Origin of the sequence: Paraburkholderia ultramafica, assembly GCF_902859915.1 — a bacterium.
Taxonomy (GTDB): Bacteria; Pseudomonadota; Gammaproteobacteria; order Burkholderiales; family Burkholderiaceae; genus Paraburkholderia; species Paraburkholderia ultramafica.
Genome location: NZ_CADIKK010000016.1, coordinates 22,682 through 44,782 on the forward strand (window position 1 = coordinate 22,682; position 22,101 = coordinate 44,782).

Genomic DNA, 22,101 nt, shown 5'->3' on the forward strand with positions numbered 1-22,101 from the left:
GACGGGTATAGGGCCGCGTTACCTTCGTCGATCTTTTGTCGGAATCGCCGGGCGGTCTGGCGCACCGAGCGGAACAGTGATGTTCCAGTCATCGTCTCCCAACCCGAATGGGTAATTTCCGCGTTCACCGTGATTGGCGCGTTGCCGAGCATTGTCCTTGTGGCGACGGGCAGGATTCAACCTTGAACCCGAGGAGCGGACATGAACGATATCAAGCGGGGCGAGGCAAGCCTTCACCTCGCGTGGCCAGCCTGAATCGCACAGCCTTCCATAGACGCCGTAACGGCGCCGCTGTCTGCATGGATCTCGCTGTCGGTGATGCTTCGATCGGGGCGTTGCTGGAGGCGGCGGCAGATGTCTTCATCCGCGCGTACGGGAAATTGGATTAACCAGAACGAGAGGCCAGAATGACCGCTCACGAAAGCCGCCCCGCAACGCGGTCCTGCGTGCTGCACGGGGTAAGGCGACCGGCGTGCCGGTCACGGATAGTCGTGGTTCTGGCGCTCGGGTTGCTGAGTGCGTGTGGCCGACAGCAAGAGGCCCCGACCGAGACCGGGCCGCGCATGGTGCAACTGGTGCCGGTTACGCAGGAAGGCGCGAACGAACTTCGGGAGTTCACCGGCCGGGTCGAGCAGACCAGCATTTCGCCGCTTGCTTTCGAGGTGTCCGGGCGTGTCGTCCAGATCGCCGTGCTCGACGGGGCACGCGTGCGCAAGGGGCAGCTGATCGCGAGAGTCGATCCTGAACCGTTTGAACTGCAGGTGCGCCGCGCCGAGGCGCAGTACAACCAGCTCGCCGATGACCTCAAACGCAAGGCGGTGCTGCACAACGAAAGCATCCTCTCGGGTGGCGCATTCGACCAGTTGAAGGCTGCGGTGGAGGTCGCCCGTGTGCAACGCGATCTTGCGCGCAGGGACTTGCGCAATACCCGCCTAATCGCTCCGTTCGACGGCCGGATTGCCCGGCGTACCATCGAAACCGAGCAGACGGTGCAGGTCGGCGCGCCGGTGTTCAATCTGCAGAACGCGGAGCGCATCGAAATCGGCGTGGAGTTGCCGCAAACCATCGCCGAAAGCCTGCCGCTCAACAACAGCTTGCGCGCCGAGGCGTGGACCCCGGACCGCCCGGACAACGTGTTCTCGCTTGTCTATCGCGAGCACGCCATACAGAGCACGCCCACCTCGAGTTCGTACCGGTTGCTGTTCAGCGTCCAGCCGACGCAGCCAGCGCAGCCCACGCAGCTGACGCTGCTGCCGGGCATGGCGGTGCGCGTGCGCATCGGCGTGAACCAGGCGCAGGCCGCGAACCTCGCGCTGTCAGTGCCGGTCGCGGCGCTTTCCGTCACGTCCGACGGCAAGCACCGGTTGTGGCGCTATGACGCCGGGTCGAGCAAGGTGCATGCGGTGCCAGTCGACGTGCGCGAGATCCGCAATGACACGGCGATCGTGGCGGGCGACCTGCATGCGGGCGACAAGGTCGTAGGGGGCGGCTCGCAGTTCGTCGCCGAAGGGCAGGCGGTGCGGCCACTGGACGTGACTCAATGAAACTCGCGCGCCCTCTTATCGAAAAGCCGTTGATCGCGTGGGTCATCACGCTCGTGTCGCTGTTAGGCGGGCTTTTTGCGTACGCCAACATCGGGCGGCTCGAAGATCCGAAATTCACCATCAAGACGGCGGTCGTCGTCACGCTCTATCCGGGCGCCAGCGCGAAGGAGGTGGAGAACGAGGTGACCGAGCGGCTCGAAAGCTCGATCCAGCAGATGCAGCAGATCGATTTTCTGCGCTCGCGCTCGATGCCAGGTTATTCGGAAGTTCGCGTCCAGATTCGCGATCGGTATACGTCTGCCGACCTGCCGCAGGTGTGGGATGAACTGCGTCGCGCGGTGAGTGACGCGCAGCCGCGCCTGCCGCCTGGCGCGGGCCCGACGGTCGTCTTCGACAGGTTCGGCGATGTCTACGGGATGTTCTACGCGATCACGGGCAAGGGTTACAGCCAGGCGCAGCTGTTTGAATACGCCCGCGAGTTGCGCAAGCAATTGCTGACGTTGCCCGACGTCGCCGATATCGTGATCGCCGGAAATCAGCAGGAGCAGATCACGGTCGAGGCGGACCAGGCCAAACTGGCGGCCAACAATCTGTCGACCGACGACCTGGCGCAAACGCTCGCCTTGCAAAACGAAATTCGTCCAGCGGGCCGTGAGCGGGTCGGCGATCTGCTGATGCGGGTCGCGCCCACGGGCACGCTGGATTCGCTCGAGGCGGTCCGCTCGCTGCCGGTGGGTACGACCTCCGGGCCGATTCTGCTGGGTGACCTGGGTCAAGTGTCTCATGGATACGCCAAAATTCCGACGTCCTTGATCCGTTATAACGGCGAGCCGGCGCTCACGATCGGGATCAGCGCACGTTCACGCGTGAACGTCGTGAAGGTGGGGGCGGACGTCAAGGCCAAGATGCAGGAGCTCGAGCGTAGCCGCCCGCTCGGGATGGAACTGCATGTGCTCTACGATCAGCCTGAGGCCGTCGACGGCGCTGTCAGGGGCTTCGTGTTCGACGTGCTGCTGGCAGTGGCCATTGTCGGCGTGGCGCTCGGTATCGGACTCGGCTGGCGTGCCGGGGTGGTGCTCGGCGTCGAACTGTTCCTGACGATTCTCGGCACGCTGTTTGTGATGTATGCCGCGGGTATCGAGTTGCAGCGCATCTCGCTAGGTGCGTTGATTATCGTCATGGGGATGCTCACCGACAACACGATCGTGGTTTGCGAAGGCATGCTCGTGCGGGTGCAGAAAGGCATGTCGCATGTCGACGCGGCCAATGAAGTGCTGCAGCAGGGCCAGTGGATTCTGCTGGCGTCGACTGTCGTGGGGATTCTCGCGTTTTCAGGCATCGGTCTTTCACCGGATGCGGTCGGCGAGTTCTGTGCGTCGCTCTTCGCGGTGGCGGCGATCTCGCTGCTCTTCAGCTGGGTGATTGCGATCGGACTCACGCCGCTGTTTGGCTATTACCTGTTCAGGGCCGACGAGGGCGAGCAACCCAATCCATTCGACTCGCGGCTGTATCGCCAATACCGGGGCTTGCTGGGCTGGGTGGCGAGCCGCCGGGTGCCGGTGGTGATTTTTCTGGCGGTGGTCACCGGCGTGTGCATGTGGGGGTTCCGCTTCGTCGAGCAGAGCTTCTTCCCCAACTCGACGACGCCGATCTTCTATGTCGATATGCGTTTGCCGCTTGGGTCCGATATTCGCGCGGTCGCCGAACAGACCCGTGGCGCAGAGAAGTTCCTGCTCGCGCAAAATGGTGTGGCCAATGTCGGCACCTATATCGGTGGTGGCGCGACGCGCTTCTTCCTCGTCTACGATCCGGAAACGCGCGACCCGAGATACGCGCAATTCATCGTCACGGTGAAGGATCAGCGCGATATCGACGGGATGATCCCGCCCATTACCGAACAACTCGAAAAGCGCTTTCCCGATGCGAGCTGGACCGTGATCCGGCCGAGCTTCGGCCCGGGCGGCGGCACGCCGATCCAGGCGCGCTTCATGGGACCGGACCCAGGCGTGCTGCGCGGCCTGAGCCGACAGGCGCAAGCAATCCTGCACAAGGACGACGGCATGGTATCGATCCGCGACGACTGGGAAAACCCGGTCAACGTAGTGCGGCCGATATTCGATGACTCGCGTGCCCGCTCCGCCGGTGTGACGCGGCGCCAGGTGAACGATGTGCTCGCGTATGCGACCGAAGGCATCACCACCGGGATCTTCCGCGAACACGACCAGTTGCTGCCGATCGTGCTGCGGGCACCGGATAGCGAACAGGGCATGGAGCGCCTGCTCACGACGCAGGTCTTCAGTGCCGGGCAGCGGCGTTATGTTCCGCTCGGCGACGTGCTGGACGGAGTCTCGCCGCAGACAGAAGAAAGCATCATTTCGCGCAATGACCGGATTCGCACGCTGACCGTGTCGGCGGGCGTCACGTACGGTAGCAATAGCGTGGCGGCATTCAATCGGGTGCGGCATGCGATTGAAGCGATTCCGTTGCCGCCCGGTTACAGCTTCGAATGGGGCGGCGAACATGAATCGTCGAGCATTGCGCAGGAGAGCCTGTTCCGTCAGTTGCCGATGGGCTTTATCGGCATGATCCTGCTGGTGCTGTTCATGTTCGGTCGCCTCAAGCCTGCGCTGGTGGTGCTGCTCGTCGTGCCGATGTCGATCTGTGGTGTGACGGTCGGTCTGCTGCTGTTCCGGGGCGCGTTCGGTTTTATGGCGCTGCTCGGGCTGCTCAGTCTCATTGGCATGATGATCAAGAACGGCGTGGTGCTGGTGGAGGAGATCGATGGCCAGATTTCCTCGGGCGTGCCGCGTATGCAGGCGGTGATCTTCGGCTCGATGAGTCGTCTGCGGCCGGTGGCGCTGGCCGCGGGCACGACGATTCTCGGCATGTTTCCGCTGTTATGGGATCCCTTCTTCAAGGACATGGCGATCACGATGATGGCAGGGCTTGCGTTCGCGACGGTCCTGACGATGGTTGCGGTTCCTGCGCTCTATGTGCTGTTCTTCTCGATCAAGGGTACGGAGTGGGAAGAAGGCCAACAACCCGGGGATCAACATGGCAAGCCCTGAGAACCGGATCCGCGCTGTGTCGCCGCTCGCGTCGCTCGTTGCGTGCCGGTCGGCTTGGCGCGCCGCGCGCCATGTGCCGCTGGCTTCGCTTGTAGTGGCGATAGCATCGGGCTGCACGGGTTCACTGAAACTTGAATCGCCGAAGACGCTGCCGCAGCAGTTCAACGAGGCGTCGCCAGGTGTGTCCGGCACCCAAGCCTCTATAAGCGACGAACAGCTCGTGACGTGGTGGATGCAGTTCAACGACCCGGCACTGACGCAATTGATTGAGACGGCGATCGCGCACAACTACGACATCTCGATTGCAGCCTCGCGTGTCGATCAGGCGAGCGCCGGTGTGCGCCTCGCGCGCTCGCAGCTGCTGCCTTCGGTGGGCCTGGGCGTGTCGGCCGCGAGTTACCACGGCAGCGAAACCTCGCTTGAGTTTCAGGAGCTTCTGGGGGTCAATAATCTCGACAACCGGTTCTGGCGGGTAGGCCTCCAGACGCAATGGGAAATTGACGTGTTCGGTCGCGGGCGTGCGCGTCTTGCCGCGGCGCGTGCGACGACGCTCGCCGCAGCGGGCGATGCGGAGGCCGTGCGGCTCAGCGTGATCGGTACGGTCGCCGATCTGTATATGACCTATCGCGGCCTGTTGCAGCAACGAGAACTGCTCGCACAAAGCCATCAGATCGCCGCCGACTTCGTCGTCATTGCCGAGCACAGCTTCACGGCTGGCGTGGTGTTGAGCACGGACATCGACGTGGCCCGCGCAGGGCTCGCACAGGTGGAGGCGCGGCAGCAGGACGTCGAGACAGCCATCGCCGCTGCGCGGCTGTCGCTTGAGAACCTGTGCGCGGTCCAACCGGGTGAACTCACCGCCACGCTAGATTCCGTAAGCGGTCTGCCCACCCCGCTGCCGGAGATCACGCCCGGGCAGCCGGTCGATCTGTTGATGCGGCGCCCCGATCTTATCGCCGCGCGTGACCGGCTGTTCGCGAGTGTGAAGCAGTCGGACGCCGCGCGTCTGAACTACTGGCCGACATTCTCGTTGAGCGGAACGCTGGCGCGCAACGGCTGGGTGATCGCCGGCCAGAGCCTCGGGCCGAGCACGTTCTGGCTGTTCGGCGCGGCCATGGCATTACCCTTGATCGATTTCGGCGCGCGCGAATCGCAGGTGATATCGTCGGATGCGCAGGCGCAACAGGCGCTCCTCGCTTATGAGAAAACCGCCTCGGGTGCGCTATTCGACGTCGAGCAGGCGCTGTCCAGATTGAAGCGGCAGGAAGAGTTGCAGAAGGCGCGCAATGAAGAGGTCACGCGTCGCAACGAGGTGCTCAGGAAAACAACGCGTCAATTCAAGGTAGGTGATATTGGACGCATCGATATCGATCAGGCACGTCTCGCGCTGCTCGAAAGCCAGGCGGCGCTGGTGCGGGAGCAGGTCGGGCAATTGCAGGCTCAGGTCGCGTTGTTCCGCGCGATGGGCGGCGGGTGGCAACCCGCGGGTTCCGCCCTCAGTGCGTCACCGCCGTACCCGATGCCGGCGGCGAGCCAGTAGTCGAGGGGACTGGCCGAGGGTACCTCGTCACAGACACCCCGTGCGTGGCGAAATTTCAAGTTCCTCAGCACGCGCATACTATATTCACATGAGAGCGCCGCTACCGTGATGTTGCAGTAGCGGCGCTTTCTCTTGCTAGCCGAACCAACCGAGCCGGCCGGTATGGTTGATCGGCATTGCCACCAGCGGTGGCGTCTTGCTATTGCGGGCCCGATGCACCCATGGCAGCCGTGGCGCGCGCACGCGATTGCTGCACGGACTGGTTGCGCTCGGCATTTACCTTGGCTTGCTGTTCCTTGGCGTGCTGTCTGATCTTGGCATTCGCTTCGCGTTGCTTGCGGTTAGCCTCGCGAACTTCCATCCGTTTCTGAACGATCGGGTCGCTGTGAGTCGCGCTAGCCGCCGCCATTCCTTCAGCGGGCGCGGCCGGTTGCTGGGCGATTGCCGATCCAGAAGTGACGACACCGAACACGATCAATGCAGAGGCGAGCCTGAGGGTAGTACGTGCCATAATTTCTACTCCACTAGTTGATATGACTAATTAATGCGTACTGCTTTTTGAATTAGCGACTTTTCTGTGATTCTGGCGCTTCCTCGTTGGTCGACACTTGCGTGTGGTGCTTACTTCTTTCGAAAAACTTTCAATTTGCTTTAATCTAATTGCTGACCGATTAGTATCAAGACAGGCTGCCGGAATGTACCAGGGCTAACCCTTCATCGTTTCTGAAAGACGGTGACAGATGCGAATCGCAGACTCGAGATTGAGTGCGATATCCGAGCGAAATCGAATCTTACTGGCACGATAATTTCTATAGTCGTCCATACTGATTTCGTCATCGGTTGTATGGTGCCAGTCTCGCACAGAGTCGCCTGTTTGATCAACACACCGATTGTGACGATTGAGTTTCAGAAAAAATCTCCCCGTTGAGCATAGGAGGTTTAAGTCGCTTGTCAATGCGTGATCGGAGCAAGCAATCGAAATGATGCGATACGGGTTGATAGTTGAAGGGAGGAAACATCAAATATTCGCCGCACTTTGCTGTCTATTCTGTTAGCGAATTCGCAAGATTTTTCTGTGTTGTGTTTGTCGTGCGAAGTGATGCTTGTCGACTCAAATTAGCCGTCTGGATACGAACGGAATTTCGCTTTCGCGGTGGGACATTCACGCGGCAGGTTTCAACCGGAAATCGATGACAATGAAGATGCTGAATCGACGAGAGTCGAGATTCTTTTCCTTTGTTCACCTGGAAAATTGCCGATACGAGTACAAACCACCTGACCATATCGTCGAAGATATCCTATGATGACCACCAAGGTGGAGAGCACGCCGGGTTGGCCATCTGGTGAGACTATGCCGATCATGCTTCAGCAGCATGACAGTCTACGTACGAAGATCGCAATGGTTGGTGAGCTGGAGAAGAGGTAAAGATCCACCCACGGTGGCATCGACACGCAGTTCACATCTACTTTTGCGGGCTAATCAGGAATAGACGAGCGGTTCCCTCTGAAGCGGCTCTTCAACCACTATGGCGAGGACATTCCCGACTACAACAAACACCGCTGGATCGCGAGGATAGGATCGACACGGCATGCCGATTGGCGAGCATGAATGTCACGAACGAACCCTGGCTCCTGGAGGAATAGAAAATGCAGATGGCCGGCCGGGATGTCCGGGTTCGGTATTCGCATGGTCGGCGGCTTCAGTCGGGAGGACTGACAGGGAAGCGTCCACTCAAGGGCGCGACGCCCGGGCGTTGGTCCCTTTCTGGAAGAAACTAGCTCTCTGAATGGTGAACCATGGCGTTACAGGTCGAGCCAAAACTGTCGTTGCCCGCATTGACCGCGATGGTCGTCGGATCAATGGTGGGCGCGGGAATCTTCTCATTGCCGCGCAACTTCGCGCGCGCGACCGGGCCGATTGGCGCGGTCATCGCATGGTGCGTGGCGGGCATCGGCATGTATGCGTTGGCGCGTGTGTTTCAGGCGCTTGCCGAACGGCGTCCCGAACTCGATGCCGGCGTGTTCGCCTACGCGAGAGCGGGCTTCGGCGACTATGCGGGGTTCCTCTCCGCGTTCGGCTACTGGATGGCGGGGTGCTTCGGCAACGTCTCGTACTGGGTGTTGATCAAATCGACGCTCGGCGCATTCATCCCGGCGTTCGGCAACGGCAATACGGCGACTGCGATCGCGGTATCGTCGGTCGGCATCTGGTTGTTTCATCTGGTGATGTTGCGAGGCGTGCAGCAGGCCACGATGATCAACACCATCGTCACGGTCGCCAAGGTTATTCCGATTGTCCTGTTCATCGGCATATTGATCGTGCTGTTCCGGGTCGACATGTTTCGCGCGAACTTCCGGGAAAGCGGCGATGCGCTGTACGCGGGGCTGTTTTCGCAGGTCCGGGCCACGATGCTGGTCACCGTGTTCGTGTTCGTCGGCATCGAGGGGGCGAGCGTCTATTCACGCTATGCAAAGCAGCGCTCGGATGTCGGTGCCGCGACGCTCTCCGGCTTCGCCGCCGTCTTGTGCCTGCTGGTTCTGGTGACGCTGCTGCCTTACGCGACGTTGCCGCGTGCGGACCTCGCCGTGATGCGCCAGCCGTCGATGGCGGCCGTGCTGGGCGCGCTGCTCGGTCCGTTCGGCACGGTCTTTATCGGCGCGGGCCTGATCGTCTCGATTCTCGGCGCCTATCTCGCGTGGTCGCTGATTTGTGCCGAAGTGCTCTTTGCCGCCGCGCGTACCGGCACGATGCCGCGAAGATTTGCGCAGCAAAACGAACGCAAGCTGCCGGTCGCCGCGATCTGGCTGACCAGTACCGTGGTGCAGCTATTCGTGATCAGCACGTATTGGTCGACCGATGCGTTTTCGCTGATGCTGAACCTCACCAGTTCAATGGCGCTGATTCCGTATTTTCTGGTTGCCGCTTTCGGGATCAAGGCTGCTCGTCATGACATTGAGCAGGGTAGCGAACAGCGCGACATATTGCGCCGGGAATACTTCATTGCCGCGTTCGCGACGCTTTATACGGCATTCCTGTTATTTGCGGGCGGCGCCAAATTCCTGATGATGTCGGCGATGCTCTACGCGCCTGGCACCGTGCTGTATATCATGGCCAGGCGCGAGCGCGGCGTGCAGATCTTTACCGGAACCGAGTGGGTCATATTCGCGGTTGCGGTCTGCGGCGGCATTACTGCGCTGGCCGGTTTGATAACCGGCACCATCGTGATCTGAGCGGTCTGAGCGATTGGTTCACCGTACTCGCGCCGCACGCAACGCCCGGCGTTGAATTGCAGCAGGAGCTTGCCGTCGCTCGTCCTACCCGGCAATGACGATCCCGCGCATCAGTTCAAGCAGGCTGCCCAGCGCGGGCGAATGGTTGTCCGCGCGGCACACCATCAGAAGATCGATACTGGGCGGATCGCAGTCCAGCGGCCGGCAACGGATCGACTCGCCCGCCAGCGCCGACCCATCGTGCTGGTGGGCGGCGGGATCATTGGCCGTGGTTCTGGACCGATCAGTGCGGGATGAACATCCAGTTCGCCGGCGATATGGCTGCGGCGCAATGGATCGTCCGTGGCGAGATGGACGAGTCGCGCTTCATGCTGTTCGGCTTGAACGATGGCGCACTGGTGGCCGCGATTACGGTGAACCAGGCGCGCGAGATGCGCAGCGCCAAACTGCTGGTCGACAAGCGGGCGCGCCTTGCGGCCGAGGTCTGGCGAGATCCTCGGCAAAGTTTGCGTGCGTTGTTGAACGCAGCTTGAAGCGCGGTCGTGCGCTGTCGTGTGCTACCGCGCTGCTTCGACGTGGCGCGCCGCAATGTCATAGCCATTGCTGACGCATGACTGGCGCGCAACACGCGCCATTCCTGAGCCCGGGCGTAGCATCATGCCGCGCCGCGCAGCTTCCGCGTCTCATTCGCCAAGCCCCTGAGACGCATCACGCGTCCTCTTCCCCATTCGTTTCCCGCGACGCATCGTCCAGTTGCTTCATATTGTCGAGCAATTTGAGCAGGTAATGCAGCGTGTGGGTGACGTCGTCCGTCGAGAAATTCTCCAGTACCTGCTCGTAATAGCCATGAATCTTCGGCGTCGCTTGATGGATCCATAGCTTGCGCCCTGACTCGGTCATCGTGATCAGACGCGAGCGGCGATCGCGGCCGTCCGCGGCGCTGGCCAGGTGGCCGTCGCGCTCCATCCGGCTGATCAGTCCGGAAAGGTTCTGCCGGCTCACCATCAGGTAGCGCGCCAGATCCCCAACGCTCATGCCATTTTCCGCCTCCTGCCGCGACAGCGCGCCAAGGACGGCCCACTGCTGGGTCGTCAAGCCTTCGGCCTCGACGGCGCGGGTACCCGTTTTGTGCAACATATTTGCACATTGATACAGACGGAAGAACAGCCTGTTAGCCAGTTCAATCTTCACGGATACAGCATTTTCTTTGGATTTAACCAAGGGATTCTCCTGGTATGTCTGTTCTTGTGTTTGCCATGACGTCGCCCTAGTATACGTCAATATATTTACATATATATGAGATACGGGCAGCACGCATGAAGCGCTAATGGTAACCCTGGTAATTGACGGAGACGACTGTGCAAAGACTCGAAGGCAAGACGGTCATCGTGACCGGTGGTGGTGGCGGGATCGGCGGGGCGACGTGTCGGCGCTTTGCGGCTGAGGGTGCGCGCGTTGCCGTGCTGGATCTTTCGATCGAGGCCGCCGGGAAAGTGGTCGCTGAAATTCGCACGGCCGGCGGCACCGCTGAGGCGATCCGCTGCGACATCACTCATCGCGCCGATGTGGACGCGGCCGTGGCGGCGACCGAGGCGAAGCTCGGCCCGATCGACTTGCTGGTCAACAACGCGGGCTGGGATGTCTTCAGGCCGTTCACCAAAACCGAGCCGGGCCAATGGGAGCGCCTGATCGCGATCAATCTGATCGGCGCCTTGCACATGCACCACGCGGTACTGCCGGGCATGGTGCAGCGCAAGGCGGGGCGGATCGTCAATATCGCGTCGGACGCGGCGCGGGTCGGCTCGTCGGGCGAGGCGGTGTATGCGGCCTGCAAAGGCGGGCTGGTGTCGTTCTCGAAGACCATCGCGCGCGAGCATGCGCGGCACGGCATCACGGTGAACGTCGTGTGCCCCGGCCCGACCGATACCGCGTTATTCGCCGAATACAAGGAAGGCGCCGGCAACCCCGAGAAACTGATGGAAGCATTCCAGCGTTCGATCCCGCTCGGCCGGATCGGCCAGCCCGACGATCTGCCCGGCGCGATTCTGTTCTTCGCCAGCGACGACGCGAGCTTCATCACCGGTCAGGTGCTCAGCGTGTCCGGCGGTTTGACGATGGCCGGTTGAACCCATTCATCTGCAAGGAACTCGCTATGAACTACGAAGACATCCTTTACGAAGTGCGCAATGGCGCGGCATGGATCACGATCAACCGGCCGGAGCGGATGAACGCCTTTCGCGGCCGCACTTGCGACGAGCTGATCCACGCAATCAACCGCGCCGGCTACACGCGCGAGGTGGGCGTGATCGTGCTGGCCGGCGCAGGCGACCGCGCGTTCTGCACCGGCGGCGACCAGTCCACGCACGAAGGGCAGTACGACGGCCGCGGCACCATCGGCTTGCCGATGGAAGAGCTTCACAACGTGATTCGCGACGTGCCCAAGCCGGTGATTGCCCGCGTGCAGGGCTTCGCGGTCGGCGGCGGCAACGTGCTGTGCACGATCTGCGACTTCACGATTGCCTCCGAGAAGGCGGTGTTCGCGCAGGCGGGTCCGAAGGTCGGCTCGGTGGATCCGGGCTACGGCACGGCCTTCCTCGCGCGTGTGGTCGGCGAGAAGAAGGCTCGCGAGATCTGGTATCTGTGCCGCCGCTATGCGGCTGCCGAGGCGCTCGCGATGGGCCTCGTCAACGCGGTCGTGCCGCACGATCAGCTCGACGCCGAAGTGCAGAAGTGGTGCGACGAAATCATGGAAAAGAGCCCGACTGCGATCGCCATTGCCAAGCGCTCGTTCAACATGGACACCGCACATCAGGCCGGCATCGCCGGCATGGGCATGTATGCACTCAAGCTGTACTACGACACCGACGAGTCGCGCGAAGGTGTCAAGGCCTTCCAGGAAAAGCGCAAGCCGGAGTTTCGCAAGTACGCGAAATAACACGGCCCGCCCGCAATAAGCCACTGGGGCGCCAACGCCGTGCGCCTCGGCTCGCCCAATCCCGGAGACACCCATGAACCCGTACCTCGATGAAGACCTCGTCGCGCTTGGCGATCACGCGCGGCGCTTTGCGCAGGGGCGAGTCGCGCCCGGCTTCCTCGCGCGTGACAAAACCCGCACGCTCGACCGTGAACTGATGCTCGAGATGGGGCAGATGGGGTTCATCGCGCCGGAGCTGCCCGAGCAATACGGCGGCCAGGGGCTCGGTTGCCTCGCGGCCGGCGTCATCCATGAAGAGATCGCGCGCGCCGACCTGAGTCTGTCGTACATCAATCTGCTGGCATCGCTCAATGGCCAGATTCTCGCTCACCACGCGGCGCCTGAAATCGCCAGACCGTGGCTGGAAAAGCTGACGCAAGGCGAGGCGCTGTTGGCCATTGCATTGACCGAGCCGCGCGGCGGGTCGGACGCCGCGAATCTGCGCTTGCGCATGGAGCGGGTCGGCGATCACTACCTGCTCAATGGCGAGAAGACTTCGATCTCCGCCGCCGACCAGGCCGACGCCGCCGTGGTGTTCGCCCGCACGGGCACCGTCGAGGCCGGCGCGCGCGGCGTCTCGGCGGTGCTGGTGCCGATGGATCTGCCCGGCATTACCCGCAACCGTTTCGATTGTCACGGGCAGCGCGCGATCGGCCGTGGCTCGCTGTTCTTCGAGAACGTGCGCGTGCCGGTCGATCATCTGCTCGGCGACGAAGGGCAAGGTTTCGTGCAGGTGATGCAGGGCTTCGATTTCTCGCGCGCGCTGATTGGTTTGCAGGTGCTGGCAGTGGCCAAGGTCAGTCTCGAGGAGACCTGGGAGTACGTTGCCCAGCGTGAAGCGTTCGGCAAACCGCTGTCGGCGTTTCAGGGCGTGTCGCATCCGCTTGCCGATTTCGAAACCCAGGTCGAAGCCGCCCGGCTGCTGTGCCAGCAGACTCTCTGGTTGAAGGATCGCGGTCTGCCGCATACCGCCGAGGCGGCGATGTGCAAGTGGTGGGGCCCGAAACTGGCCTATGACGTGGTGCATCAATGCCTGCTGTCTTTCGGTCACGGCGGCTACGATCGCGGCCCGATGGAGCAGCGTCTGCGCGACGTGCTGGGCTTTCAGATCGGCGACGGCACGGCTCAGATCATGAAGACCATCATCGCCCGCACGCACGCGGGACGTGACGCGGTACCGGCATAAATGTAGGTATCCAGAACAAAACCGGAGACACACATGGAGTTCGACGCCGTTCTGATTGCGCCGCGACGAGCGGAGAGTATTGCGTGCGGGTGGTGGCACGAGCGCACCATCAACGACGAGCTCGACGCGTGTGTCGCCGGGTGTCCCGACAAGCTTGCACTCAGCGCGACGCGGGTGGACGACGGCACGACGACGCGTTTCACGTACCGCGAAATGGCGACGATGGCCGATCGCATCGCTGTCGGACTCAGCCGTCTCGGCGTGGCGCGTCATGACGTCGTGTCGCTGCAATTGCCGAACTGGTGGCAGTTCACGCTGACATATCTCGCCTGTTCGCGGATCGGCGCGGTGCTGAATCCGCTGATGCACATCTTCCGCGAGCGCGAGCTGTCGTTCATGCTGAACCACAGCCGCAGCAAGGTGATGATCGTGCCGAAGCTGTTTCGCGGCTTCGATTTCGAGCAGATGATGAGCGGCCTGGGGAGCAGCCTTCCGCACCTGCGGCATGTCGCGGTGGTAGGCGGCGAAACGGACGGCAGGCCCAGTGCCAACAGCTTCGAGGCGCTGCTGTCCGGTCCGCCATGGGAGCTCGAAGCGGATGCGCGAGAGATCCTGACTCGCGATCGTCCCGGCCCCGACGACGTCACACAATTGCTCTATACGTCGGGCACGACCGGCGAGCCGAAGGGCGTGATGCACACCGCCAACACGCTGCTTGCCAATATCGTGCCCTACGCGGCGGTCATGCACCTGAACGCTGACGACGTCGTATTGATGGCCTCGCCGATGGCGCATCAGACCGGCTTCATGTATGGCCTGATGATGCCCATCGTGCTGCGCGCCCGCGCGGTGCTGCAGGACGTCTGGCAACCGGCGAAGGCACTCGACACGGTCCGCAACGAAGGCGTGACCTTCACGATGGCATCGACCGTGTTCCTGACCGATCTGGCCGCCACGGTGACTGAAACACGAACGCCAGTGCCGACGCTGCGTACCTTCCTGTGCGCCGGCGCGCCGATTCCGGGGCCGCTCGTCGAACACGCGCGCAAGGCGATCGGCGTGAAGATCGTGTCGGCCTGGGGGATGACGGAGATGGGCGCGGTCACGCTGACCCAACTCGATGACGACGACGAGCGTTCGTTCACGACCGACGGTTGTCCGCTGCCCGGCGTCGAGGTGCGCGTGATCGATGACGCCGACACGCCGTTGCCTGTGGGCGCGACTGGCCGCCTGCTGGTGCGTTCGTGTTCCGCGTTCGGCGGCTATCTGCATCGTTCGAAACTCAATGCAACCGATGCCGACGGCTGGTTCGATACCGGCGACCTCGCGTATCTCGACGCACGCGGCTACATCCGCATTAGCGGGCGCAGCAAGGACGTGATCATTCGCGGCGGCGAAAATATTCCGGTGGTCGAAATCGAGGCGCTCCTATATCGCCACCCGGCGATCGCAGCGGCCGCGATCGTCGCCTATCCGGACGAACGTCTGGGCGAGCGCGCCTGTGCGGCTGTTGTTCCAAGGCCCGGCGAGCATATCGATTTGCCGGCCATCGTCCAGTTTCTGAAGTCGCACAAGGTGGCCGCGCAGTATGTCCCGGAACGGCTGGTGGTGCTCGATGCGCTGCCGGTGACGCCCTCCGGCAAAGTCCAGAAGTTCAGGCTGCGCGACGCGTTGCGCGAGGACATCGCCTCGAACTAGCTCGATACGTGGACTCGAGAAGCATCGAGTGCCCGTGCGGCTGCAATGAAACAGGGAGCGGAAAGCATGGATGAGCAACCGGTTGTCGTCGAAACCGTGGGACGGGTCGGTGTCATCACGCTGAACCGGCCGCAGCAGATGAACGCGCTCAACGACGCGTTGATGGATGCGCTAGGCGTTGCGCTGCTGCGCTTCGATGCCGACGACAGCATCGGCGCGATCGTCATTACCGGCAACGCGCAGGCGTTTGCCGCCGGCGCCGACATCGCCGCGATGGCCGGCTGGAGTTACATGGATGTGTACCGCAGCGACTTCATCACGCGCAACTGGGAGACCATCCGCCGCGTGCGCAAACCGGTCATTGCCGCGGTCGCGGGCTTTGCGCTGGGCGGCGGCTGTGAACTGGCGCTGGCGTGCGACATCCTGATCGCCGCCGACAACGCCCGTTTCGGTCTGCCCGAAATCAAGCTGGCGATGTTGCCTGGCGCGGGCGGGACGCAGCGGCTGCCGCGCGCGATCGGCAAGGCCAAGGCGATGGACATGTGTCTGAGCGCGCGCATGTTGAACGCGGCAGAGGCGGAGCGTGGCGGCCTAGTCTCGCGCGTAGTGCCGGCCGACGCGTTGCGCGATGAAAGCGTCGCGCTTGCCGCGACGATCGCGGGCTATTCACTGCCCGCGTTGATGGCGATCAAGGAGTCGGTCAACCGCGCGTACGAGAGCTCGCTGACCGAGGGCATCGGATTCGAACGGCGGCAACTGCATGCGCGCTTCGCCAGCGACGATGCGCACGAAGGGATGAACGCCTTTCTCGACAAACGCAAACCGGTGTTCAAGCACCGCTGATTCTTGAGCGGGCGCGGCGGTGGTGAGCGGGTTGAGGTATCGGCAAGCCACGTCAAATTACGCAACTAACTGTCTGCGCCGGCTGCGCCACCTAAAATGCAAAGCGAGGCCTCGCGCTGGATTTTTTTGCGTTGTAGCTACACCGTGCTTGCAGGAACGAGGGCACTCGCGGCGCCCTCATCGATTTATCAGCTCGTATGACTGATGGCGGTATGCTTGCCGTGGTGTGAATTCGCGCTCACCCGTGTGTGCGAGCGTGAATGGGCCTGATCTGCATCGCCTGCGTGAAACCCGGGACGGCTCGTTTGAGAGACAGCGCGATCTGCCTGCGTGTCCGACCGATCCGCTGCGCGGGCAAGCCCCGCATCGCGGTCGCCTGAATTAAAGCCGTTCGTGTTGCTCATGCCCTTGCTGCTCATGTGACCGGCGGACATGCCGCCCGTGTTGCCGCCCAGTCCACCGTGTCCGGCCCCTCCGCCGTTTCCTCCTCCGTTACCGCCTCCACCGCCATTGCCACCTGCTCCTGCAACCGCTGACATGGACGCAAATGCCACGAGAGCGGCGCCAATCCATTGCACTGTTTTCATCTTCGCACTCCATGGTCTGCTTGACTCTTTCGATTGTACGAACGGCGCCCGGCCATCACGCTTGTCCGCCAGCGGCTGTCCCTCTCGTTGAGCGGTCAGCGTCGTTCGTCCTTATCACTTGCACTAGCAACTTTTCCAGTGATTTTGCACGCGCTTATTTGGTCTCGCTCATCCGACCTCGCGCATCGTTGGGATCAACGTTGTACCGGTTGATCGACATGACGGCGGTAGCTTCCTGCCATGCAGGGAGAGATCCCGCGCAAAATTGTAAGGGAGCGTAATTCGGCACCGTCGCGATATTTGGTCAAACAGCTTCTGAATGGAATCCGTTTCGTCACGCAACTCGTGCCGGATCCGTAACCGGGAGGACCCTTGCAACGATCCCGTGTGAACATCAAAAGGCCGTCCGCGGCGTAATTTCCCGATACACATCGTTGCAAATCCGGTCTTCGGCGGATCCACAATGCCGCATCGGAGAAAAAAATCATGATCAGAACCTTGCTTGTCGTTGCACTCGCGGTTGGCCTCGCCGGCTGCGTTGTAGCTCCGCCGTACGCTTACGCGCCTGCGCCCGCCTATGGTTACGCGCCTGGCTATTACGCCGTGCCGTCCGTCGATATCGGCGTCGGCTTCGGCGGCTATGGTCACGGCTGGCGCCACTAATCACCGCGTCCCAACGTGTGCACCAGCCCGTGCGGCACAATCGTCATTGTGGCTGGGTTGGTTCAACTCGCCGAGTCGTCTGGGGGCGCTCTAACCGGAATGATTTTCGTGAAGAAGCATAGACTCTTGCTGGCTGCGCTATGCGCCTCGATGCTCAGCCCACTGGCTTCGGCCGATGTATCCCACGCAGCCCATCACATGAAGGACGCCACCGTACGCGGCGTCAAGAAAACCGGGGAGGTCGCGCGCGAGGCAGCTCACGGCACGGCTCATGCGGCCAGGACTGTCGCTCACGACATAGCAGCCAAAACGCGCGAAGGCTATCACGCGGCCAGGCGAGCGGTGCACAAAGAGGCATAACGCTGGTGCGCGATCAGTAGAACAATCTGTCACAAGTTCGCGTTGAAGCGGGCGTGGCAACGCTACACACTGCATGCGACTGGACAACGATGGATACGTGTGACGTGACCGACAGTAGCTTATTGCTGCTCTTTCCGGGGAAATATGAAACGTCCATTAATTGTCGCCGCGCTAGCAGGTATTGGAATCGGTGCGTCAGGACTTGCGCATGCTGTTGACGTTGGGGCTGGCATCAATGTTGGCGTTCCGCGGCCAGTCGTGGTCGCACCGGCACCGGTGGTCGTAGTGTCGCCCGGTTGGCACGGCGACCGTTACTGGGACGTTGGACTAAACCGCTCACGCGGACATTGGATCGTCTGCTCCGCCGCAGCCAACGGACTTTCGCGAATGAACGTTGTTTAAGATCCCGATTGCATACTCCCGACCCACACGGGTTTTTCGCGTTGCACGAATGCAGCCATCGGGAGTACGAATCTGCCGCTTCGGTCGTGCGTGAGATCCGTGCAGTAAGCTGGGTGCCTGGATTTTGCCCGGATGGGCGCATACTACTGGTCGCTCATGCTGTCATGTCGTGACGCGAAGGCGAGCACGTCGATCGATCGCGGCTCTCTACGCATGGCATCTGGCGGAAACTGTGGGATGGATGGCATTCCCGCCATGCGGTACTTGCGTACAGTTCGTCTGTCCATCCCAATCTGGCCCGCCGTATCTATGGCAGCCCCTGTTCACGTAAGCAACGAGGTACTGCGATGACGCTTCGTATCGGCTTTCTCCTGTTCCCGCAAGTACAGCAACTCGACCTGACCGGGCCGCATGACGTTTTCGCATCGCTGCCCGATGCGACAGTCCATCTTGTCTGGAAAAACCTCGCGCCGCTGAAGGCAAGCAGTGGCCTCACGTTGACGCCGGACACCACGTTCGACAGTTGTCCGCCGCTCGACGTGATATGCATACCTGGCGGTGCCGGGGTTGGAGATCTGATGGAGGACCAGGAGACGCTCGGATTCATCCGGCAGCAAGCAGGAAATGCGCGCTTTGTGACGTCCGTCTGTACCGGTGCCCTCGTACTTGGAGCGGCCGGTCTGCTACGTGGGCGCCGAGCGACGACGCACTGGGCGTTTCACGAATTGCTCGGCCCGTTGGGCGCAATTCCCGTGCGCGATCGGGTGGTCCGCGACGGCAATCTGGTGACCGGTGGTGGCATTACCGCGGGAATCGATTTTGCCTTGATGCTGGCGAGTGAACTGGTTGGCGAGGAGGAGGCACAAGCGGTCCAGCTGGAGCTGGAATATGCGCCCGCTCCGCCGTTTGACGCGGGTAGCCCGGACACTGCACCACAGTCCGTTGTAGAACGGGTGCGTCAGCGGTCGGCAGGCTCGCTAGCGCGGCGCGAGCAGATCATTGGGCGGATTGCCTCATCCCTTTGAGGCGGGTTGGCTAGCCGCAAGTCCTGACGGAGTTTGCGGACATCCGCGTCGGTGAGTTCATTCAGGCCAGGGGAGCGGATGAGCGCGATTGGCCCGCCCAGTCCGGTCCGAAGCCGATCATGCGGTTGGCGCTCGGTTTGACCCTGATGTCGGCTGAGTCGCGAGTCAACGCGACTCGATTTGACGCCTTCAACTCCCGCCCATCCAACACCAATCCGGCCTGACCTGGCGCCGCAATTGCGGGCCCAAGCGTCAGTCGTTCGTCGCAACGCATGAAATAGGGCGGAGGTGCCGCCATGATTGAGTCTTCCGATTTCCGCAACAAAACTATCGTGCTTGGTCACGGAAGCGGACGTATGCCCGCGCTCGGATTTGGCACGCTGATCCCTGATGCAGCTACGACGATCAGTGCTACTGGAGACGCGCTGAAAGCCGGCTATCGACACCTCGATTGCGCCGAGCGATATCGGAACGAGCGCGAGGTGGGCGAGGCCCTGCGCATAGGGCTTGCCGCCGGAGGGATCGCGCGCGAAGAGATCTTCGTGACCACAAAATTGTGGAACTCCAACCATCGGCCCGAGCGTGTCGAACCGGCTTTCGACGCAAGTCTTGAAAGACTCGGGCTCGACTATCTCGATCTCTATCTGATTCACACTCCGTTTGCATTTCAACCGGGAGATGAGCAGGATCCGCGCGATGAAAACGGTCATGTCATCTACGATAAAGGTGTGACTTTGCTAGAGACGTGGAGGGCGATGGAAGATCTCGTCGACCACGGAAGATGCCGGGCCATAGGACTGTCTGACATCGGCTTGAGCGAATTGCGACCTCTCTATGAGTCGGCACGAATCAAGCCGGCAGTGGTGCAGGTCGAAGCACATCCCTATCTCCCGGAAACGGAACTACTGGAGTTCTGCAAGGAGAAAGCGATCGTGTGTTTGGCCTTTCCGCCATTGGGCCACGGAATCAGGCTGGGGGCCGCTCGAGGACCCGGTCATCTCGCGGATCGCCTTGCGAATAGGAAAGACGCCTGCGCAAGTACTGCTTGCGTGGGCGATTCAACGTGGCGGGGCATTGCTCACCACGCCCAAAACCGCGGCCCGCGCGCGCGAGAATCTCGATATCACCACGCTTCCAGCAGAAGCGTTCGACGAGATCAACCGGATTGAGACGAGGCAGAGGTTCAACGAAGTCGTCGAGACGGGCAGCCCCGGGTTTATTCCGCGGCGTATGCAATAGCTTGACTTGAACGGTATCCGGAGGCACTCCATGCAGGAAGAAACAATACGTGAAGCCCTGAATGCGCACTGGCAGGCGTCGGCGGCCGGCGATCTCGACGCAGAGCACGATATTTACGATGACGATGCCATCTGTGACTATCCCCAATCAGGTGAACGAATCCTCGGGCGAATTAATTTACAGGCATTGCGGAGTCATCATCCAGATAAGCCATCAGGTTTCGATGTCAGGCGAATTCAAGGAGAAGGCAATCTCTGGATCACGGAATACTCCATCACCTACGACGGGCGAGCGGCTTACACGGTGAGCATCATGGAGTTCTGCAACGGCAAAGTCATTCACGAGACCCAGTATTTTTCGGATCCCTTCGAAGCACCGGGTTGGCGGAGCCAATGGGTTCAGAAGATCGCGTGACGCTCGGACATGGGGGCGGCTACGCCCAGGAAGCGGCCGTCCGGTTTACGATTGTGAGCGCTGCCTGATAGGCCATTGCCCGCACCGTCGATAGCTTGCCGGTAGCTATAGCGGGTGAGTCTCCGACTCTCGGCGCTCTTTCTCGGTCTTGGCCGCTACCCGCTTAAGCTCATTGGGCAGCGGCTCAAATCTAGTGCCATCGCATTCCGCCGGAACCGCGCATTTCGCCGGATCCATGCATTCCGCCGGACGCGTGCATTCCAGCGGGTGGTAGCGTTCCAACGGGGCCGTGCGCCCCAACGGGTCCGCGCATTCCACCGGATCCATGCATTCCACTGGGCGGCTGCATTCTAACGAACCCGTGCACGCCGCCGCCGGGGAATGGTCCGCGGTGAAAGCCCGCTGCCATTGCCGCACCGAAGTGGTTGTGATCCATCTGGTGGAAATGATCGAAGTGATGAAAGCGATGGAAGTGGTGGAAGTGGTGGAAGTGGTGGAAACGATCGACAAAGATGAAAGTCACGCCTGCGCCGATGAACAGCGGCGGCCCCCAATACCATGGGTCGGGATAGGGGTAGGCCGCGACCGGGTACCACATCACGCTGCCATCAGGCTCTTGCACGATCTGCCATGTCCCGTCAGGTTGCAGGCACGCACGTCCGACGATCTGCTGCATCGTGCCGTCGATTTCTGCCTGCCCCGCGACCGCGCGGCAATTCCCGCCACTCTCGGCTGGCGCGGGTGATTCGTCGTACGTTTGAGCAAGGGCCGAGGCAGAAAAGCCGAGACAGACGAGCACTGTCCCGAAGCGAAGTAGTTTGTCCATGATGGGATCCTGCATGTATCCCCGACGTGGCGCGCAGCGTCACCGGCGCAGCTGGCACATCGGTCTGCTTGGCGAACCTTGCGGGCATGGTTGCCTAATACGTAAACGATAGACCACGCCGGCTTATTCCGGTGCGCCATCTATGGCGGAGTATCCAGGCTGACAGCTGTGCGTCAGGACGTCGAACGTCTGTTGCGGGCCGACATGGGCCCAAAAACGCATTTCGCAGCACGCGGCCATCTACGGTCATTCGCCTGCGCATCGCGTGTCGGGGCGACTCTCGCCGCGGCCTGTTGCTGTCGATCAGTCTCGAACCAGATGGCAGCGAGGCGCTCGAATTTCGCTGCCTTCATACAATCATCACGCAATCCGAGGAGCCTTGCTTGTGCCCAGCGGCGGCCGGTGCGCGTGAGCTTCGAGGCAACACCCGTGCAATGAGCATACGTGCGGCACATGTGACGCACCGCCTGGCTGTTACTGGTTTGATACACCCGCAGCGCA

15 protein-coding genes and 4 pseudogenes are annotated in these 22,101 nt (G+C 61.7%); 15 read left to right on the top strand and 4 right to left on the bottom strand.

Annotated elements, in window-relative coordinates; genetic code table 11:
* Positions 1-491 precede the first annotated feature (491 nt).
* From HV744_RS17905 to HV744_RS17915, 3 genes are read left to right on the top strand one after another with little or no spacing between them, the layout of a single operon-like run.
* Entirely contained in the window at positions 492-1,544 is a 1,053-nt protein-coding gene (locus HV744_RS17905; RefSeq protein WP_246279088.1) for an efflux RND transporter periplasmic adaptor subunit, read from the top strand.
* Positions 1,541-4,612, top strand: a complete 3,072-nt coding sequence (locus HV744_RS17910; protein WP_175150810.1) for an efflux RND transporter permease subunit — start codon at positions 1,541-1,543, stop codon at positions 4,610-4,612. Before HV744_RS17905 ends, HV744_RS17910 begins: the two co-directional genes overlap by 4 nt.
* Positions 4,599-6,152 (top strand): efflux transporter outer membrane subunit, encoded by a 1,554-nt coding sequence (locus HV744_RS17915; protein ID WP_175150811.1) that lies wholly within the window; start codon positions 4,599-4,601, stop codon positions 6,150-6,152. The genes HV744_RS17910 and HV744_RS17915 overlap by 14 nt, the downstream gene beginning before the upstream one ends.
* A gap of 199 nt (positions 6,153-6,351) precedes the next feature.
* On the opposite strand, the gene HV744_RS17920 is transcribed toward HV744_RS17915, so the two are convergent.
* Positions 6,352-6,663, bottom strand: a complete 312-nt coding sequence (locus tag HV744_RS17920; RefSeq protein ID WP_175150812.1) for a hypothetical protein — start codon at positions 6,661-6,663, stop codon at positions 6,352-6,354.
* Positions 6,664-7,949: 1,286 nt separating this feature from the next.
* Here HV744_RS17920 and HV744_RS17925 point away from each other — a divergent pair.
* Both HV744_RS17925 and HV744_RS17930 read left to right on the top strand, forming a co-directional pair.
* A complete protein-coding gene (locus tag HV744_RS17925) occupies positions 7,950-9,383 on the top strand; it encodes a basic amino acid/polyamine antiporter (protein ID WP_175150813.1) in 1,434 nt (477 codons plus the stop codon).
* A 281-nt stretch (positions 9,384-9,664) separates the two neighbouring features.
* Positions 9,665-9,916: pseudogene (locus HV744_RS17930) on the top strand (oxidoreductase C-terminal domain-containing protein); the annotation flags it as partial.
* Positions 9,917-10,091: 175 nt separating this feature from the next.
* Here HV744_RS17930 and HV744_RS17935 read toward each other — a convergent pair.
* Positions 10,092-10,568 (bottom strand): MarR family winged helix-turn-helix transcriptional regulator, encoded by a 477-nt coding sequence (locus HV744_RS17935; RefSeq protein ID WP_425497761.1) that lies wholly within the window; start codon positions 10,566-10,568, stop codon positions 10,092-10,094.
* Between the two features lie 173 nt (positions 10,569-10,741).
* Here HV744_RS17935 and badH point away from each other — a divergent pair, with 173 nt between their 5' ends.
* The 5 genes from badH (at position 10,742) to HV744_RS17960 (ending at position 16,084) form a co-directional block, all read left to right on the top strand.
* Positions 10,742-11,509 (top strand): 2-hydroxycyclohexanecarboxyl-CoA dehydrogenase, encoded by a 768-nt coding sequence (badH, locus tag HV744_RS17940; protein WP_175150815.1) that lies wholly within the window; start codon positions 10,742-10,744, stop codon positions 11,507-11,509.
* A 26-nt stretch (positions 11,510-11,535) separates the two neighbouring features.
* Positions 11,536-12,318: a 2-ketocyclohexanecarboxyl-CoA hydrolase gene (badI, locus tag HV744_RS17945; RefSeq protein ID WP_175150816.1), complete on the top strand. Its 783-nt coding sequence runs from the start codon at positions 11,536-11,538 to the stop codon at positions 12,316-12,318.
* 73 nt (positions 12,319-12,391) lie between these two features.
* Positions 12,392-13,543, top strand: a complete 1,152-nt coding sequence (gene aliB / locus HV744_RS17950; protein WP_175150817.1) for a cyclohexanecarboxyl-CoA dehydrogenase — start codon at positions 12,392-12,394, stop codon at positions 13,541-13,543.
* Between the two features lie 33 nt (positions 13,544-13,576).
* Complete coding sequence (gene aliA, locus HV744_RS17955) at positions 13,577-15,241, top strand: cyclohexanecarboxylate-CoA ligase (protein WP_175150818.1); 1,665 nt, start codon at positions 13,577-13,579, stop codon at positions 15,239-15,241.
* 66 nt (positions 15,242-15,307) lie between these two features.
* Positions 15,308-16,084: an enoyl-CoA hydratase gene (locus HV744_RS17960; RefSeq protein ID WP_175150819.1), complete on the top strand. Its 777-nt coding sequence runs from the start codon at positions 15,308-15,310 to the stop codon at positions 16,082-16,084.
* Positions 16,085-16,272: 188 nt separating this feature from the next.
* Here HV744_RS17960 and HV744_RS37380 read toward each other — a convergent pair whose 3' ends face one another.
* Entirely contained in the window at positions 16,273-16,671 is a 399-nt protein-coding gene (locus tag HV744_RS37380; protein ID WP_246279089.1) for a hypothetical protein, read from the bottom strand.
* Positions 16,672-17,157: 486 nt separating this feature from the next.
* Here HV744_RS37380 and HV744_RS17965 point away from each other — a divergent pair, with 486 nt between their 5' ends.
* From HV744_RS17965 to HV744_RS17980, 5 genes and pseudogenes are all read left to right on the top strand, one after another.
* Positions 17,158-17,334, top strand: a complete 177-nt coding sequence (locus HV744_RS17965) for a hypothetical protein (RefSeq protein ID WP_175150820.1) — start codon at positions 17,158-17,160, stop codon at positions 17,332-17,334.
* 504 nt (positions 17,335-17,838) lie between these two features.
* Positions 17,839-18,045: pseudogene (locus HV744_RS38485) on the top strand (hypothetical protein); the annotation flags it as partial.
* A 398-nt stretch (positions 18,046-18,443) separates the two neighbouring features.
* Positions 18,444-19,121, top strand: coding sequence for a DJ-1/PfpI family protein (locus HV744_RS17970; protein ID WP_175150821.1), 678 nt, complete (start codon positions 18,444-18,446; stop codon positions 19,119-19,121).
* A 296-nt stretch (positions 19,122-19,417) separates the two neighbouring features.
* Positions 19,418-20,360: pseudogene (locus HV744_RS17975) on the top strand (aldo/keto reductase).
* 30 nt (positions 20,361-20,390) lie between these two features.
* On the top strand, positions 20,391-20,774 hold the full coding sequence (locus HV744_RS17980) for a nuclear transport factor 2 family protein (protein WP_175150822.1): 384 nt from the start codon (positions 20,391-20,393) through the stop codon (positions 20,772-20,774).
* Between the two features lie 358 nt (positions 20,775-21,132).
* Here the strand turns inward: HV744_RS17980 and HV744_RS17985 are convergent.
* Positions 21,133-21,600, bottom strand: a pseudogene (locus HV744_RS17985) (hypothetical protein); the annotation flags it as partial.
* Positions 21,601-22,101 lie beyond the last annotated feature (501 nt).

Bases quoted from the DNA above. Each gene is read 5' to 3' on its own strand.
- HV744_RS17910 (WP_175150810.1), top strand. From the start codon at position 1,541: ATGAAACTCGCGCGCCCTCTTATCGAAAAGCCGTTGATCGCGTGGGTC.
- HV744_RS17915 (WP_175150811.1), top strand. From the start codon at position 4,599: ATGGCAAGCCCTGAGAACCGGATCCGCGCTGTGTCGCCGCTCGCGTCG.
- HV744_RS17920 (WP_175150812.1), bottom strand. From the start codon at position 6,663: ATGGCACGTACTACCCTCAGGCTCGCCTCTGCATTGATCGTGTTCGGT.
- HV744_RS17925 (WP_175150813.1), top strand. From the start codon at position 7,950: ATGGCGTTACAGGTCGAGCCAAAACTGTCGTTGCCCGCATTGACCGCG.
- badI (WP_175150816.1), top strand. From the start codon at position 11,536: ATGAACTACGAAGACATCCTTTACGAAGTGCGCAATGGCGCGGCATGG.
- aliB (WP_175150817.1), top strand. From the start codon at position 12,392: ATGAACCCGTACCTCGATGAAGACCTCGTCGCGCTTGGCGATCACGCG.
- aliA (WP_175150818.1), top strand. From the start codon at position 13,577: ATGGAGTTCGACGCCGTTCTGATTGCGCCGCGACGAGCGGAGAGTATT.
- HV744_RS17960 (WP_175150819.1), top strand. From the start codon at position 15,308: ATGGATGAGCAACCGGTTGTCGTCGAAACCGTGGGACGGGTCGGTGTC.
- HV744_RS37380 (WP_246279089.1), bottom strand. From the start codon at position 16,671: ATGAAAACAGTGCAATGGATTGGCGCCGCTCTCGTGGCATTTGCGTCC.
- HV744_RS17965 (WP_175150820.1), top strand. From the start codon at position 17,158: ATGATCAGAACCTTGCTTGTCGTTGCACTCGCGGTTGGCCTCGCCGGC.
- HV744_RS17970 (WP_175150821.1), top strand. From the start codon at position 18,444: ATGACGCTTCGTATCGGCTTTCTCCTGTTCCCGCAAGTACAGCAACTC.
- HV744_RS17980 (WP_175150822.1), top strand. From the start codon at position 20,391: ATGCAGGAAGAAACAATACGTGAAGCCCTGAATGCGCACTGGCAGGCG.